The sequence below is a fragment of the Fodinicola feengrottensis genome (assembly GCF_010993775.1).
In the GTDB taxonomy this organism is placed as follows: Bacteria; Actinomycetota; Actinomycetes; order Mycobacteriales; family HKI-0501; genus Fodinicola; species Fodinicola feengrottensis.
In genome coordinates, this window is the sequence record NZ_WOTO01000004.1 from 203,052 (window position 1) to 218,045 (window position 14,994).

The 14,994-nt window shown below is 68.4% G+C and carries 18 protein-coding genes, 1 tRNA gene and 4 pseudogenes; 7 read left to right on the plus strand and 16 right to left on the minus strand.

The features are described from left to right. The first annotated feature begins 6 nt into the window (after positions 1–6). Positions 7–276: a hotdog fold thioesterase gene (locus tag GNX96_RS05210; protein WP_279579415.1), complete on the plus strand. Its 270-nt coding sequence runs from the start codon at positions 7–9 to the stop codon at positions 274–276. Here the strand turns inward: GNX96_RS05210 and GNX96_RS05215 are convergent, their stop codons facing one another. Both GNX96_RS05215 and GNX96_RS05220 read right to left on the minus strand, forming a co-directional pair. Then, positions 277–801, minus strand: a complete 525-nt coding sequence (locus tag GNX96_RS05215) for a GNAT family N-acetyltransferase (protein WP_163567214.1) — start codon at positions 799–801, stop codon at positions 277–279. A 283-nt stretch (positions 802–1,084) separates the two neighbouring features. Next, positions 1,085–1,675 carry an ANTAR domain-containing response regulator gene (locus GNX96_RS05220; RefSeq protein ID WP_279579416.1) on the minus strand — a complete coding sequence of 197 codons (591 nt, stop codon included), beginning with the start codon at positions 1,673–1,675 and terminating at the stop codon, positions 1,085–1,087. A 140-nt stretch (positions 1,676–1,815) separates the two neighbouring features. Between GNX96_RS05220 and GNX96_RS05225 the strand changes: the two genes are divergently transcribed. From GNX96_RS05225 to GNX96_RS05240, 4 genes and pseudogenes are all read left to right on the plus strand, one after another. Next, positions 1,816–1,891: transfer RNA gene (locus GNX96_RS05225), tRNA-Leu, on the plus strand. 249 nt (positions 1,892–2,140) lie between these two features. After that, positions 2,141–2,515 carry a PadR family transcriptional regulator gene (locus GNX96_RS05230; RefSeq protein ID WP_163567215.1) on the plus strand — a complete coding sequence of 125 codons (375 nt, stop codon included), beginning with the start codon at positions 2,141–2,143 and terminating at the stop codon, positions 2,513–2,515. Further along, positions 2,512–3,897 (plus strand): permease prefix domain 1-containing protein, encoded by a 1,386-nt coding sequence (locus tag GNX96_RS05235; protein WP_163567216.1) that lies wholly within the window; start codon positions 2,512–2,514, stop codon positions 3,895–3,897. The genes GNX96_RS05230 and GNX96_RS05235 overlap by 4 nt, the downstream gene beginning before the upstream one ends. 176 nt (positions 3,898–4,073) lie before the next feature. Further along, positions 4,074–4,511, plus strand: a pseudogene (locus GNX96_RS05240) (alpha/beta fold hydrolase); the annotation flags it as partial. Here GNX96_RS05240 and GNX96_RS05245 read toward each other — a convergent pair. From GNX96_RS05245 to GNX96_RS05265, 5 genes and pseudogenes are all read right to left on the minus strand, one after another. Then, positions 4,472–5,320, minus strand: a complete 849-nt coding sequence (locus GNX96_RS05245) for an alpha/beta fold hydrolase (RefSeq protein WP_279579417.1) — start codon at positions 5,318–5,320, stop codon at positions 4,472–4,474. The pseudogene GNX96_RS05240 and the gene GNX96_RS05245 sit on opposite strands and share 40 nt — an antisense overlap. A 183-nt stretch (positions 5,321–5,503) precedes the next feature. Next, positions 5,504–6,244 carry a DUF899 family protein gene (locus tag GNX96_RS05250; RefSeq protein WP_279579418.1) on the minus strand — a complete coding sequence of 247 codons (741 nt, stop codon included), beginning with the start codon at positions 6,242–6,244 and terminating at the stop codon, positions 5,504–5,506. An 83-nt stretch (positions 6,245–6,327) separates the two neighbouring features. Then, positions 6,328–7,544, minus strand: a pseudogene (locus GNX96_RS05255) (RNA polymerase sigma factor). Further along, positions 7,541–7,876: a YciI family protein gene (locus GNX96_RS05260; RefSeq protein ID WP_163567219.1), complete on the minus strand. Its 336-nt coding sequence runs from the start codon at positions 7,874–7,876 to the stop codon at positions 7,541–7,543. Before GNX96_RS05260 ends, GNX96_RS05255 begins: the two are co-directional and overlap by 4 nt. 59 nt (positions 7,877–7,935) lie before the next feature. Continuing rightward, a complete protein-coding gene (locus tag GNX96_RS05265) occupies positions 7,936–8,715 on the minus strand; it encodes an AraC family transcriptional regulator (protein ID WP_344314370.1) in 780 nt (259 codons plus the stop codon). 3 nt (positions 8,716–8,718) lie between these two features. Here GNX96_RS05265 and GNX96_RS05270 point away from each other — a divergent pair, with 3 nt between their 5' ends. Both GNX96_RS05270 and GNX96_RS49030 read left to right on the plus strand, forming a co-directional pair. Next, positions 8,719–9,537 carry an alcohol dehydrogenase catalytic domain-containing protein gene (locus GNX96_RS05270; protein WP_279579420.1) on the plus strand — a complete coding sequence of 273 codons (819 nt, stop codon included), beginning with the start codon at positions 8,719–8,721 and terminating at the stop codon, positions 9,535–9,537. Then, complete coding sequence (locus GNX96_RS49030) at positions 9,504–9,773, plus strand: zinc-binding dehydrogenase (protein ID WP_279579421.1); 270 nt, start codon at positions 9,504–9,506, stop codon at positions 9,771–9,773. Before GNX96_RS05270 ends, GNX96_RS49030 begins: the two co-directional genes overlap by 34 nt. On the opposite strand, the gene GNX96_RS62605 is transcribed toward GNX96_RS49030, so the two are convergent. From GNX96_RS62605 to GNX96_RS05305, 9 genes and pseudogenes are all read right to left on the minus strand, one after another. Beyond that, positions 9,770–9,961: a hypothetical protein gene (locus GNX96_RS62605; RefSeq protein WP_390623930.1), complete on the minus strand. Its 192-nt coding sequence runs from the start codon at positions 9,959–9,961 to the stop codon at positions 9,770–9,772. The genes GNX96_RS49030 and GNX96_RS62605 overlap by 4 nt on opposite strands. 122 nt (positions 9,962–10,083) lie before the next feature. Further along, a pseudogene (locus GNX96_RS62610) lies at positions 10,084–10,377 on the minus strand (AAA family ATPase); the annotation flags it as partial. Further along, a complete protein-coding gene (locus GNX96_RS05280; protein WP_163567221.1) occupies positions 10,272–11,438 on the minus strand; it encodes a right-handed parallel beta-helix repeat-containing protein in 1,167 nt (388 codons plus the stop codon). The pseudogene GNX96_RS62610 and the gene GNX96_RS05280, both read right to left, overlap by 106 nt. Next, positions 11,320–11,847, minus strand: a complete 528-nt coding sequence (locus GNX96_RS05285; protein WP_163567222.1) for a right-handed parallel beta-helix repeat-containing protein — start codon at positions 11,845–11,847, stop codon at positions 11,320–11,322. Before GNX96_RS05285 ends, GNX96_RS05280 begins: the two co-directional genes overlap by 119 nt. 534 nt (positions 11,848–12,381) lie before the next feature. Next, complete coding sequence (locus GNX96_RS05290) at positions 12,382–12,693, minus strand: lanthionine synthetase LanC family protein (RefSeq protein ID WP_163567262.1); 312 nt, start codon at positions 12,691–12,693, stop codon at positions 12,382–12,384. A 68-nt stretch (positions 12,694–12,761) separates the two neighbouring features. Beyond that, a pseudogene (locus GNX96_RS62615) lies at positions 12,762–12,902 on the minus strand (hypothetical protein); the annotation flags it as partial. Continuing rightward, positions 12,889–13,452, minus strand: a complete 564-nt coding sequence (locus tag GNX96_RS05295; protein WP_163567223.1) for a lanthionine synthetase LanC family protein — start codon at positions 13,450–13,452, stop codon at positions 12,889–12,891. The pseudogene GNX96_RS62615 and the gene GNX96_RS05295, both read right to left, overlap by 14 nt. Further along, positions 13,424–13,672: a hypothetical protein gene (locus GNX96_RS05300; RefSeq protein ID WP_163567224.1), complete on the minus strand. Its 249-nt coding sequence runs from the start codon at positions 13,670–13,672 to the stop codon at positions 13,424–13,426. The genes GNX96_RS05295 and GNX96_RS05300 overlap by 29 nt, the downstream gene beginning before the upstream one ends. Continuing rightward, positions 13,659–14,855 (minus strand): hypothetical protein, encoded by a 1,197-nt coding sequence (locus tag GNX96_RS05305; protein ID WP_279579423.1) that lies wholly within the window; start codon positions 14,853–14,855, stop codon positions 13,659–13,661. Before GNX96_RS05305 ends, GNX96_RS05300 begins: the two co-directional genes overlap by 14 nt. Positions 14,856–14,994: the final 139 nt, after the last annotated feature.

A 14,994-nucleotide genomic window follows, 5' to 3' on the forward strand; every position in this document is an offset into this window, starting at 1 on the left:
CGCTTCGTGCGTTTTTTCGCCGAGACCCTGGGCTCCACCGCCGCCGCCATCCACGGCCAGCGGCGCGGCCGGGTCGCGGTCGGTGTCGACATCAACGCCACCCACCACAGGGCGGCCCGCTCGGGCACTGTCACGGGCGTCTGTACGCCGTTGTACGAGGGCGGCAGCGTCACCACCTACGCGGTGGCCATCAGCGACGAGTCCGGCCGGCTGGTCTGCTCGGCCAGACTGACCTGCCAGCTGATCAAGTCGTCTTTCGCCAGCTCAGCCGAATAACTAGGCGACGCCCGCGTCGGGTTCGCGGTGTTCGCCGACCTTGAAGTCGATCGTCATCTCGGGGACCGCGAGATTGCGCCGCAGCAAGGACAAGGAAGCCACCCGATGGATGGCCAGCGGGACGAATCCGAGCCGCGCGAAGAACCGATTGCCCTCGCGGGAGGCCGGCACCACGCCGGCGACCACATGTTCGGCGCCGATCTGCTCGGCGAAGGCGGCGGCGGCGCCAATCAGGCTGCGGCCGGCGCCCTGGCCCCGGCGGTGCCGCTCGACCACCACGTGCGACAGGCGGGCGGCCGGCAGGTCGTGCAACGGGCCCGTACGATCCTCGGCCAGCACGCCCATACCGGCGGGGTCCCCAGCGTCGTCCTCGACGATGACCACGTGCCGGTCCGGATCCCGCAGCAGCGCCTCGTACCGGCTGCGGTGCGCCGGCAGTGGCCGGCCGACCGCCGCTCGGCTCAGCGGCCGGCGGGCGATCGCCACGTCGGACGCGATGGCGGCGAAACGGAGGACAATCTCCAAGTCAGCGACGCCAGCGCGGCGAATCCTGAACCGCTGAACCAACGGGACCCCCTAGCACCCACACCCCGGGATTGATTCCCCGAGACATGCCTCGATCGAACGATGGGTCCCCCGACCGGCTCCCACCGTAGCGCTGACCACCAGCCCCGCAAACCACCGGGAGGAAACGTCCCGCCGCATCACCAAAATACGGTGTTGCGGGACCTTGCCCGACTTGTCGGCCGGCATGTCCGCGCAGCGTACTCGCCATCTGGTCAGACGGTCACCGCGACCCGCCATCGCCCTACGGCTGCTCGGCGAGTCCCTTAAGAACCGCCGCCGCGACCGTACGCATCGAGGTGCGCCGGTTCATCGCGGCCCGCTGGATCCACCGGAACGCCTCTGGCTCGGTCATCCCGTGCTCGTCCATCAGGACGCCCTTGGCCCGCTCGACCACCTTGCGGGTCTCCAGCCGCTGGGTGAGGTCGGAGACCTCGGCCTCCAGCGTGACGATCTCGGCGAACCGGGCGGTGGCCATGTCGATGGCCGGCAACAGGTCCTTCTTCTGGAAGGGCTTCACCAAATACGCCATCGCGCCGGCCGTACGAGCCCGCTCGACCAGGTCGCGCTGGCTGAAGGCGGTCAGGATGACCACTGGCGCTATCCGGGCGCCGGCGATCCGCTCGGCCGCCGCGATGCCGTCCAGAACCGGCATCTTCACGTCCAGGATCACCAGGTCCGGCCGCAACTGCTCGGCCTGCTGAACCGCCTGCTCGCCGTCTCCGACGGCGCCGACGACCTCGAACCCTTCCTCGGTGAGCATCTCGGAAAGATCCAGGCGAATCAGCGCTTCATCCTCCGCGATCAACACACGGCGTGGGGAAGCGTCGGTCACGGTGACTCCTAGACAGCTGGGACGGGCAGAGCTTGAAGGCTCAACGATACGAAACCCGCTGAGCGGGACCCGCCGGGCCTTCCCGGACACCCTAGTCGTTCGGACCCGCAGCCTATCGGGATAGTCTGTGCGTCGGTCAGGCCCCCGTAGCCCAACGGCAGAGGCAACGGATTCAAAACCCGTCCAGTGTGCGTTCGAATCGCACCGGGGGCACCAGTCAGAGGCCCTGTTTGTCGCATAGAGCGCGTGTCACTCTCCAGCGGCGCGGCCAGCATTACCCGCTCCAGTAGAGACCGCTCCACGGCGCCGCACCTGTCGAGTGCGGAACAAAACCCCGCACTCGACAAAAAGCCAGGCGAAACAAAGCCGAGCCCAGCTCCCGGGAGTTACGCGTCGGGGCCCGTTGCGAGGTCAAATACCTAGAAGTACTATGCATCATGCTGCTAGGTACGGAGGTGAGGTTTGGTGAAAGTCACGAAGGATCTGGTCGCCGCCTCGGCGACGCCCATGGTGCTGGGGATCCTCGCCGAGGGCGAGAGCTACGGCTACGCCATTCTCCGGCGAATCAACGAGCTTTCCGGTGGCGAGCTGGATTGGACCGAAGGGCTGCTCTACCCGCTGCTGCACCGGCTGGAACGCCTCGGGTACGTGGAGGCGAGTTGGCAGGCGGCGAAGGGCGAGCGGCGACGCAAGTACTACCGCATCACCGACCAGGGCCGGACTGAGCTGGCCGAGCAGCGCCGGCAGTGGGACACGGTCGTGGACGCGCTCAAGAAACTCGGTCAGGGCCTCGCCGATCGCGGGGCTATGACGGTGATCCCGCTGGAGGGCAAGGCGTGACAGTGCACGAAAGCCAGGAAGAGGAGTTGGCGGCGCAGTTCGCCCAGTGGCGGCAATACGTACAGCGCCGTCCCGAACTGCAGAAGTCCGACGCCGACGAACTGGAAGACCACCTCCGCGGTTGCGTCGACGAACTTGTGGTGGCCGGTCTGAGCGCCGACGAGGCGTTTCTGGTCGCGGTCAAGCGAATGGGCAGCCTGGACGAGCTGTCCCGTGAGTTCGCCCGGGAGCATTCCGAACGGCTGTGGAAGCAGCTGGTGCTCACTGGCGAGACTGACGGCATCGGCGGCTCAGTGCCGGACAAGCGCGCTCGGTGGGACCTGTGGGTGATGATCGGCTGTGCGGTGGGCGCGGCGATCTCGATCAAGGTGCCCGAGCTGTTCGGGGTCGCGTGGGAACAGAGCACCCCGTTCTACGCGGCGAACTTCAGCCTGTTCGGGCTGCCCTGGCTGGCCGCCTACCTCGGCTGGCGGCGTCAGATCCGGGGGCCGCTGATCGGGATCCCGGTGGCACTGTTCGCGCTCGGAGCGGTGGCTGCCAACGCGTACCATCCGACCGGCAGCTCCCAGATGGTGGTCATCACCAGCATCCACCTCCCCATCGCCCTGTGGTTCGTGGTGGGTCTGGCGTACGTGGCGCGGGACTGGCGCTCGTCGCGTCGAAGGATGGACTTCATCCGCTTCACCGGCGAATGGTTCGTCTACCTGGTGCTCATCGCCCTCGGCGGCGGGGTGCTCGTCGCATTCATGTTCGGCACCTTCAACGCCATCGGGGTCAACCCGGAGACGTTTGTCATCCGGTGGCTGATTCCCTGCGGCGTCATGGGCGCGATCATCGTGGCCGGCTGGCTCGTCGAGGCCAAACAAAGCGTGGTCGAGAACATCGCCCCGGTGCTCACCCGGTTGTTCACTCCGCTGTTCACCGCGGTCCTGCTCGCATTTCTCATCGCCGTCGTCTGGTCCAGCGCCGGTATCGACGTGGAGCGCCAAGCGCTGATCCTGTTCGACCTGCTGCTGGTCGTGGTGCTGGGACTGCTGCTCTACTCGATCTCAGCCCGCGATCCGCTGGCCCCGCCCGGCCTGTTCGACAAGCTGCAACTCGCCCTGGTGGTCAGCGCACTGGCCATCGACGTGCTGGTGCTCTTCGAGATCACCGGGCGTATCAGCGGGTACGGGACGACCCCGAACCGAGCGGTGGCGCTCGGCGAGAACGTCATTCTGCTGGTGAACCTCGCCTGGTCGGCCTGGCTGCTGCTCGCGTTCGCCCTCCGGCGTACGCGGTTCGCGAAACTCGAACGCTGGCAGACCGGCTACCTGCCTGTTTACGCCGCGTGGGCATGGGTCGTGGTCCTTGCCTTCCCACCATTGTTCAACTACGCCTGACGCACACTGGCGTTGGTGTCGTAGCGCCTGTCTCAATAATCGGTGGGATCAGAATTGGGCAGGCCTTACGATAGCGGGTATGCGGAGTCGGGCTGGCCATGTCGCCTGGCAGCTTTTCGGCGAGAAGCCAGAGATTCTGCTGCTGCATGGGATGACCGACTCGGCGCGCGTGCTGGGACCCGTTGATCCCGTTCTTCACCTCGTACGGCGGCGTGCTCGCGACCGACGCGCGCGGGCACGGCCGATCCGGGCTGCCCGCGGAACCCGTCAGCGAGGCCGTGCTAGCGGCAGACGCGGCCATGGTGCTGGATGACCTCGCAGCCGGCCCCGTGCTGGTCGTCGGGCACTCGATGGGGGCGACGACGGCCGCACAGCTGGGCCGGATCCGCCCGGACCTGGTCAGTGCGGCCGTTCTCGAGGATCCTCCAGTGTTCGGCCGCGAGCTGTTGCCGGCGGGTTGCCCGGTGCCGGACTGGCTGACTGACCTGCGCGCGCTCGACCCACAGGACACTCTCGATCGGGGTCGCGCGGACAACCCCCGCTGGTCAGCCGACGAATTCCGCCGTGGGCAACGTCAAAGCATGAGATCAACCCGGATTTTTTCAGCAGCCTGACCAAGCCGGTCCCTCCTCTGACCGAGGTCCTCGCCGCGGTGAGCTGCCCGATTTTGTTGCTGCACGGGGACACCGAACGCGGCAGCCTGGTCAGCCCGGAGTTCGGCGCCGCATGCGAACGTACGGCCGGCGGTCCACTCACGCCCGTACACATCGGCGGAGTCGGGCACAGCATTCGCCGGGAAGCACGCGACCACTACCGTGCGGTCGTTGGTGACTTCCTGACGGGGCGCGCCGGTGACCGACAGCGTGAGAATCCCGTCGAGTAGGTCCGGCCACGCGGGACGGACCATCGCCTGGCCAATCCCGTGCAACACCCGCAGCCGCGCGCCAGGGATTTCGCTGGCGAGCGCTTCGGCGTTGCCAACTGGGAAGAAGGGATCCTCGGCGCCGTGCATGACCAGCGTGGGTGCGGTGACCTGGCTGAGTCGTTCGCGCCACCGGGGCGTGCAGTCCAACGCCGCGAAGGCCGTGGCCAGGTGATTCGACCGTTGGACAGCGGGATCCGGACTGACCCGATCGAAGATCCGCGCGGCATTCTCGCGTACGTCAGCGGGCACGAAGCCGCGCGTCCCGGCCAGCAGCTTCCCGACCTGAACCGCACCTTCGATCACGGATGTCCGGTCCGACCAGTCCGGTTCTGACGCGGACATGAAATGCGCCATGATCGCGGGCGCGTGCTCGGGCAGGTCCGGATCGTTAGGCCCAGGCGCGGTCGGACGGGTCGAGATCAGTGTCAGGGTGGCGACCTTGTCGGGATAGTCCAGGGCCAGCAGTTGAGCGATCCAGCCCCGCCGCGAGCCGCTCACAGAACTCGTCCGGCCAGGTCAGCATCGAGTTGCCGATCAGCAGCACCGGCGGGTCCGCGGGATCGCCAAATCTCTCGACATATCTCATCGGTTGCACCTCCTCTCCTCCCTCGCTAGACGCGGGGAGGCCGCCAAACTCATCGCCTTTCGCGCGGTTCCACGAAGGACGGCAGGTTGGACGTCTCAGGGCTTGGCGTCGAGGTCGTCGGAGCGGCCGGCGGTGAGCCGCGACCACTGCGAGGTCGGGCGGCCGTCGACGCGGAGGTTGGCGCTGTCGACCGGCCACTGCTGGGGCCAGCCATTCGGCGAGTCTTCCCATGTTTCCTGACGTCCATAGACGGTGAGGTCCATAAGCGCGTAGTTGTTGTCCATCGCCTCCACGCCACGGCCGGTCGTCCAGTACGTCTCGAAAACACGGTCACCGTCGCGTACGTAGCAGACCACGTGGAACATGCCGACCTGGCGCCCGGCGAGCAGGTCCTTGGCCGAGTCCTGCGCCGAATACCACGGCATGGTCCAGCCCATGAAGTCCCGATAGCGGCGGCTTTGCTCGTACGGGCCCTGGCACAGGACCGCGTACGTGATGTCCCGCGACTGGAGGTAGGCCAGCTCGGTGACCTGGTTGGTATAGAAAGTGCAGCCTTCGCACTGCTCGGCGGCGCCGTGGTCGTGATGCCACATGAAGTAGTACGCAATGAGCTGCCGGCGGCCTTCGAACGCGTCGAGCAGCGTGACCGAACCATCCGGCCCCGTCAACCTGAGCGTCGCGTCGACTTCGACCATCGGCAGCCGCCGACGGGCCGCGGCGATCGCGGAACCTTCCCGGGTGTGCGCCTTCTCCCGTTCTCGCAGGGTGTCGAGTTCGCCCTGGAAGGTGGCCCGCTCGACAACGTTGGGCAGGCTCGGGCTGGCTGACTCAGCCATGACTGTCTCCTCTGTTTTGATTGCCTTTTCGTCCCACTGACGAAGTACCCGATGAGAAATCGACATACCTGAGAGAAACTTTGTCAGAGCTCTCGAAGGCGGCGGGTCAGGTAGCGGCGCTCGGCCTCGGTCGGCGCCAGGTCGAGGGCCTGCTCGTACGCGAGCCTCGCCTCGGCCACCCGGCCGGCGCGGCGCAGCAGATCGGCCCGGGTGGCCGGCAGCAGGTGATATCCGTCCAGACGGCCGGCCGCCGCCAACTCGTCAACCAGCGCGAGGCCAGCGGGAATGCCGTCGGACATGGCGACCGCGACGGCGCGGTTGAGCTCGACGACCGCCGACGGCGCGAGGCGCGCCAGCTCCGCGTACAGGGCGGCGATTTGCGGCCAGTCGGTGGTCGCGGTGTCCGGTGCCGTCGCGTGGCAGGCGGCGATCGCGGCCTGCAGCTGATACGGCCCGGGGCGGCGCAGGGCCAACGCCTCGTCAAGGACGGCGACGCCTTCGGTGATCAACGCCTGGTCCCACCTGGACCGGTCCTGGAGTTCCAGCGGGACCAGCTCGCCGTCGTCCGTACGCGTCGCACGCCGGGCTTCGTGCAACAGCATCAGCGCCAGCAAACCCCGTGGCTCGGGTTCGGTGGGCATCAACCGGGCCAGGACGCCGGCGAGGTAGATCGCCTCGGCGGTCAACGCGCGACGGCTGTCCTGCTCGTCATAACCTTCGTTGAAGATCAGGTAGAGCACCGCGAGGACCGCGCCCAGCCGCTGCCCCAGCAGCTCGGCGGGCGGGACGCGGTAGGGAATGCCCGCCTCGGCGATCTTGCGCTTGGCGCGTACCAGCCGTTGCGCCATCGTCGGTTCGGCGGTCAGGAACGCCTTGGCGATCTCGGCCGTGCTGAGGCCCGCGAGCGTACGAAGCGTGAGCGCGACCCTGGCCTCGAACGGCAGCGCCGGGTGACAGCAGGTGAAGATCAGCCGCAGCCGCTCGTCCGGGATCTCCTGCACCGACGACTCTTGCGGCTCGCGGGCCAGCATAGCGAGCTCACGCAGCTTCGTACGACCGGCGGTGTCGCGCCGGAGCCGGTCGATCGCACGATGACGCGCGGTGGTGGTCAGCCACGCGCCCGGACGGTTCGGAATGCCGTCGCGCTGCCAGGTCACGAGCGCGGCCGCGAAGGCATCCTGGGCGCAGTCCTCGGCGAGGTCCCAGTCCCGGTCTGGCCGATCAAGGTGGCGACCAATTGGCCCCACACGTCCCGGTAGGCCGCGTCGACCGCTGCTCTTACGGCGTCGGGCCTGGTCATTCCCAGACCGGGCGGACCTCAATGCCGCCCCACCGCGCGTAGGGATGGCCGGCGGCGATGGCGATCGCCTCGTCCAGATCGGCGCAGTCCAGCACCACGAAGCCGCCGACGAAGTCCTTCGTCTCGGCGAACGGCCCGTCCGAGACCAGCGTCTCGCCATTGCGGACCTGGACCGTCGTCGCGTCGACCACCGGCCGTAACCGCGCGCCGAACACCTTGGCGCCGCGCCGCTCCAGGTCCGCCTCCCACGCCTGGTGCACGGGGTCGGCGTCGAGTTCCTCGTTGCTCGGTGAGGCGGACTCGTCATCGCAGATCAGCAACACGTACTTCATAGGCCCGAGTCTGGCACGCCGGTGCGACGACTTTTCGCGCTCTCAGCCGTGCCGCGAGCTCAGCGGGCAGATCGGTGTCGCCCCGGTGTGGTGCCGATGATGCTGGTGAAGGCCGTGATGAAGCCGCTGGGGTTCGCCCATCCGCAGGCATGCGCGACGTACGTGGTGTCGTGGCCGTCGCCGAGCAACACGAGGGCGTGATAGATGCGTAATTGGGTGCGCCACTCATAGAAAGTCATGCCGAGTTCGTCGTGGAAGAGCCGGCTGAGCGTACGGCCGCTGGCCCCGACGCGCTGCCCGAGCTCGGCCAGCGAGGTGGTGTTCGCGGGCTCCTCGTACAGCAGTTGGGCTATCGCCCGCAGCCGGTCGTCGTGTGGTTCCGGCAGCTGTAATGGCTGCTCATCCGCTTGGTGAAGCTCGTCCACGAGGACCCGGCGAAGACGAGCCTGGGCGGCGCGGTCCCAGGCCTGTGCCGCGCCTTCGTAGTTGCGTGGGCCGGTGAGGGTGAGCAGGATTTCGCGGGCCAGGTCAGAGGCCGTGAACACGGCCGGATGGGCTGGTACGAGCCGGGTCAGCGACGGCGGCAGGAACTGGATCCGCATATCGGTCTCACCGTGGGCTCGGTGGTAGTGCGTGAACCCAGCGGGGATCCAGGCGGCTCGATTGGCCGGCACGATCGAGGTGCCGCGTTCGGTGTGCACCGACAGGACACCGCGAGCCGCGTAGACAAGGTGGCCACGCGGGTGCGAATGTGCTGAACTCGTGCCGCCCGATGACCACAGATGCAAACCGCCCGACGCCCACAACTGGGACATCCGAGGTTGGCGGCCGATGGGCATAAGTTGGCATTCTATCGGTGGCAGGCCGCACTGCTCATTAGCGACAGTGGACGCATGCTCAATAGCCAACAGACGATGCGTGCGGCGGTTTGCGTCAGGGCCGGTGGCCCAGAAGTGCTGGAGATTCGGGAGGTGCCTCTACCAGCGGTCCGGGACGGCTGGAGCCTGGTACGGGTTGAGGGCGCCGGCCTGAACCGGTCCGAGCTGCGGACCCGTCAGGGCCACTCCCCCAGCGTGATTTTCCCGCGTGTGCTGGGAATCGAGTGTGTGGGAACCGTGGCGGCCTCGACCGACCCCAGCTTGCCGGAGGGGACCACTGTCGCGGCCGTCATGGGCGAGATGGGCCGGGAATTCGACGGTGGCTACGCGGAATACGCGTTGTTGCCGAATGCGCTGCTGATGCCGATCACGACCACCTTGCCTTGGGAGATCCTGGCCGCACTGCCCGAGACGTACCTGACCGCGCAGGGCTCGTTGGACGCGTTGGGTGTCATGCCGGGTGACCGGCGGCGGTTGCTGATTCGTGGGGGGACCTCGTCAGTCGGGATGGCGGCCGCGTCGATCGCGTCCGGCTACGGCCTGGAAACCGCCGCCACGACTCGGCGGCAAAGCAAAGCCGACGCGGTGAAGACGGCTGGCGTCGACCACGTACTCGTCGACGATGGTAAATCGCTCGCGGCGAGCCTGCGCACGATCTGGCCCGACGGTCCGGACTTGGTGCTGGACCTGGTCGGTGCGCGCGTACGGCCGTGGACTCGCTGCGGTTGGTCCGTCGCGGCGGCGGGACGGTGTGCGTCGCCGGCTCGCTCAGCGGCTGGCTGATCCCGGACTTCGAGCCGATCGCGATGATCCCGTACGGAACCAAACTCACGTCATTCCACAGCGACAACTTCAAGGGCAGCGTGGGCACGACCGTGTTGCAGCGGGTCGTACGCGAGGTCGAGGGTGGCGTCTACCGGCCCAACGTCGACCGCGTCTTTGACCTGGACGACATCGTCAAAGCCCACCAATATATGGAAAACAACGAAGCCACCGGAAAGCTTGTCGTCTTGCCTTAGGACAGGTCGGCGACGGTGAGTTCGATGAGCTGGGCAGACGTGGGGCTCGGGTGGTTGGCCAGGCGGGCGGCCTGTCGTTCGATGGCCTGCTCGAACAACGTACGAGCGTCGCGGGCGTTGCCGAGGGTGCCGGCGTCCTGCTCGCGGTGGAACCGCTGGGTGATCGCGGCGAGCGCTCGTCGGACCATTGGTAGTGATGGTTTTTCGCTTGCAGCTCGATGATTTTCGCGAGGTCGTCGGCGTTGTACGCGGGGAATTCGATGGTGCGGGAGAATCGGGATCGCAGGCCCGGGTTGATGTCCATGAACTCGGTCATTTCGGTGGTGTAGCCGGCGACGATCACAACGAGGTCGTCGCGATGGTTCTCCATCAGGCGGACCAGCTCGTCGATGGCTTCCAGGCCGAGGTCGGAGTTGGCACCGAACGTACGGGCCAGCGTGTACGCCTCGTCGATGAACAGCACGCCACCCAGCGCCGACTCCACCACGGCCTTGGTTTTCAGGGCGGTGGCGCCAAGATACTGGCCAACGAGGTCACTGCGGCCGGCCTCGATGACCTCACCGGTGGCCAGTGCGCCGCGCGCGGCGAGCAGCCGGCCGTACAAGCGGGCGACGGTGGTCTTGCCGGTGCCGGCTGGGCCGGAGAACACCAGGTGCCGGCTGAGCGGCGGCACAGCAGACCGACGGCCTCCCGTTGCTTCGCGTTGCGGACCAGGTTGATCTGGGTACGGACCTGCGCCTTCACCGGCTCCAGCCCGACCAGCTGGGTCAACTCGGCCAGCCCGTCCAGCTCGTCCATGTTGTCGAGCATGGCACTCGGCGCCGGCCGCACCCTGTCCACAGTGGACGGTCGTACGTCCGCACCAGCGCCGGCCGGCACCTGAATCTGGTCGGGCGCGGTCTCGACCGGTTCCTCGATGCGGACCTGCCGGCTGCGCAGCACCGGCTCGTCGGCATTGCCGGCCACCCGGCAACGCAGCAGCCGGCCGGTGCAGCCGGCGTCGACCCGCAGGCCCTCCGCCGAGCCATCGACGAACTCGCTGTCCAGCACCTCCAGCCGTGCACTGTCGGTGGCCTGCAAACCGGCGCCGCCGCTGGACCGTACGCTCAGCCGTTGCGCGGTCAGCAGTGCCTCGTCGGACACGAACACCCCGCTGCGCGCGGTCCCGTCGGTCACCGTGCAGTCGCTTACGGTCAGCTTGCCTGAACCACCGGCGACCAACCCGAGCACGCCTCGCTCCACGGTGCTGTGCCGCACGGACAGCCGGGCGCCGGAGTCCACGGCCATGGCGGCGACCTGCGCGTCAGCCACCGTGGCATCTCGTACGACCACCTGGCTGCCCTCATCCGTGGCGGCTATGCCGCCCGCGCATCGCCGCACCGTGCCGCCGACGAACGTCACCTGGCCACCGCCCTCGACCCCGACACCGGCCTCGACCACGTCGGTGACGGTCAGCCCGGTGAAGGTTCCGGTCCCGCCGTTGACCATCGCACCCGCGGTGGCGCCGTCGACACGCGTGTTGGTGGCGGCGACGGTGCCGGTTGGCTTAACCGTGATCCCAGTCGCCCCGGCCTGGCTGATCGCTGAGTCCTCGATCGTTACCACGCCCATCGTCTCGGCATAGACCCCATGGTTGCCCGGCCGGTCGATGGTGGTTCGTCGCAACGTGATCCCGCCCGCCGGTGCGTACCAGCGCGCCCTCCTCGGCCCCTTCCGAGATCGCGCAGTCGACGATCGACAGGTTGGCCCGATCGGTGGAAATCGTGCTGGGATAACGACATTTACGGATCGTGCTGTCGGACAGGGTCACCTGCGCCTGCGCTTCGGCCCACACGCCGTTCTGCCCGCAGCCGTCGATCGTCGTACGCTCTACAGCCACCGTGGCGTGCTTGATCCACATGCCGACGGTGCTGACCGCGGAGATCGTGGTGTCCAGGATCCGTACGTTCGCGCCGTCCATCGCCGCGAACCCGCCGTAGGCGGCTTGGGTGAGGACGCACCGCTCGACTACGCCCGTTGTGTTCTCGCCGTAGGTCACCCGAGCGCCCGAGACGTGGCAATCCCGCAGGTCCATCGACGACCCCGACCGCGCCGACGCCAGGTTGACGACTTCGGTCTCGGCATCGGGGTCCTTTGCTGGCCGGGGCCTCGTCGCGGCGCAGCTTGACGTGGTCGAGCGCGAGCGCGAGCGTCCCCGCCGACACCAGGACCGTCGGCAGGTTCTTGATGGCCGCTCCGGCGATGGTGATCCCGGTGACCCGTACCGACCCCAGGACCTCCACGGCCGTCCCAGCCGTCCACGCCAGCTCCACCGGACCTTCGCCGGCGGACACCAGCTCCACCTGCCCCCGCAGCTTCACGGCCTCGCGATAGGTGCCCGGCCCGATCACCACCCGGATCGGCCGCGACCGCGCGGAGCCGGCCGTCAGCGCCTCGCCAATGGACGCGAAATGCCCCGTCCGTCCGGAACCCGGCGCCTCGACTGTCACGACGTACGTGTTCTCGGAAGACTGCCCGTCCCGGCCATCGCTCGACATCCCCACCCGCCCATCATGCACAACCGTCGGCGAGCGCGAGCGCTCCGGGACAAGGCCCGCCGGGAGCGGGTTCAGCTCAACAACAGGGCCGCGTCCCAGCCGGTACGGGGCATCTCACCGGTCGCGTACGAGTGCAGTGCGAGCGCCACCCCGGCGACGCCGTCGAGGAAGCCGGGCCGCTCCGCGTACCAAGTGCCTTCGGTCTGGTAGTAGCGGAAACCGAACGCGCTGTCCGGTGCGTACGCGTCCAGCACCCGCTCGGCGACGACATCGACGGTCCCGATGGCCATCCGACGCGCGATGTGGAGCAGCCCGGCCCAGCCGTGGCAGAGGCCGGGATTGTCGATCGTCTCGTCGTTCGCCGTGGCCAGCGAGCCGCGCAGGGCGCCGCCGCCGCCTCAGCTCGCCAATCGGCCCGGTCCAGCGCGATGCCGGCCAGGTCCAGCGCCCAGCCGACTCCGGCGGCCCCATAGCACCAGGCGTCGCGGCGACGGCTCCAACTGGGCTGTCCACGGTGGTCGTCCAGGGTCACCCACAACGGCCAGTACGGGCCGTTGTCATCGGTTCTCCGCCATCGGTCAAGCAACGCCACGATGTGGGCGATCGCCGCGTCCTGTCCCTCGATCCGGATGCCGGCGAGCCAGCCAGCAGAGCGCGAGCAGCGCCAGCGGGCCGGGCACCCCGTGAGCGAGGCCGACGTTGAGACAGTCCCGCGAGCCGCTCGCGCCCCACCAAGCGGGCACCTGCACGCCGTCCACCCGTACGTCCCCGGCAACCGCGATCGCGACCAGGCATCGCAGGACTTCGGTCAGCGTCGCGTCGGCGAGGTCGCTGGCATCGCGGCGAGCCAGCAGGTAGCGGCCGAGACCAGTGATGCCACTAAGCACGTCGTAAAGGGTGTCGTCGCCGATCGGCTGGCCGGCTCGTACGGTCGCGAGACCCTGCCGGGCGAGGTGTGTGGCGGACCGGCAGAGGTGCCGGTCGAGCTGTTCCAGCAGCTCCGAATAGCCGCCATAGGCGCAGGCCGCTGCCTGCCCTACGAAGGCGACTGCGGCCGCACCGCTGAACAGTCTCGACCGGCCGCCGAGCGCGGTGCCGTGCCGGCCGCCGCGGTCAGGTGGGCGTGGGCGGCGGCACGCCACCTCGGTCGGCCGCCGCGAGTTCGGCGAACAGCAGGCCAACGCCGGGATAGCCGTCGCCGAGCGTCTCCGGCCGCCAGATCGGAACCGTCAGCGGTCCCGCCTCAAGCACGTTGCCGGGCGCATCGGTGACCGCGGCCACCGTGGCCGGATCGGCCAGCCGGGCCGCGAGGTCCGCGACCACCTGAGTGGCCCGCTGACGGATGTCGTCACCCTGATTCATCGCGCTCCACGGCATGGAACGACTCCAGTGTCTCCAACAGGTGCCGCGCGGCCGGCCCGGTCTCGCCCACTCGCACCGGCTGATTCGCCAGCAACTGAGCCATCTCCGACCCCGCCTCAAAGCGGGTGACGTGACCGTTGGCGGCACACAGATCGCCGGCGACGACGATCTCTGCCGTACGGCGAACCACTGCGGTGTCGGGCAGGGCACGCCGCTCGTCCGGCGGCGGCACCGGCCGCAAGCCACCTGCCGTCCGGATCCGTAGCGAGCGATCGACCGCCCGCTCGGCCAGCCCATCGGCGGCGAAGTCGCGGAAATATGCCAGCGCTTGCTCAAACGCCGGCGGAAGCGAACCATCCACGGTCCCCAACAACGGGCTTGACGAGCGCGGATACTGCCCGAACGACCGGCCCGGGTCGGCGAGCAGTGCCGGATCGACACTCAGCAAAAGGTCGTCCAGGTCGTACGCGGCCCGGTGGCCTTCCCGCGGCACGCCCACGTTGACGCTGGTGGCCGGCTCGTCGCCGGCGCTTTCGCCAACGTGGTAGAAGCTGGACGGCCAGTAGAGTAGCTCGCCGGGTCCGATCTCGACCGCGAACGACTCGGCCTTGTACGGCTCGTAGTCCAGCACCGTACTCACCGGATCGGACCAGGGCCGGCTCGGCCAGAACCGCATCCGCTTGCGTCCGGCCAGGCCAAACATGAAGGTGGCGAAACGGTCCTTGTGCACGCCGACCGGGCTGTGTTCGTACGTGCCGTGGAACAGCGTCGTGATAGCGCCGCTCAGCGGGATCCCGACCCGCTCCCACAGGCCCGCGTAGAAGTCGCGCTCGCGTGCCCACTGCGGATAGGCCATGCCGTGGAAGCCGTGCAGGATGAGCGCATAGCGGCGGCCACCCAGACGCTCGGCCAGCCGCTTTTGGTAGCCGGCGAGGGAGCCGTCGTCCGGTTCGGGAAGGAAGTCGCCGGCCACCACCTGTTGCCGGCGCTCGACGGTGAACTGCGCGTTCGGCGGGAGGACGCCCGGCCGCTCGGACCGACCAGCCACGGTCGCCGCTTGGAAGACCTCGTTCTCCTGGAACGGCGGCCGCGGTACGTGCCGGACCAGGACCGGACGGCGATCCCAGCAGTCGCGTACGAAGACGTCCCAGTCCAGGGTTTCCATGACGAACAGCTCAGACACCACGCGCCTCCAGCTCGACGACGTAGAGGCGATGCAACGCGCGCAGCAGCGTGATCACCCCCTGGCGGACTGATCCCCCGCACCGATCGCCGCGCACAGCTCGCCGACCCGCACCGGGCGACCGAGCGGCAGCTCGGCC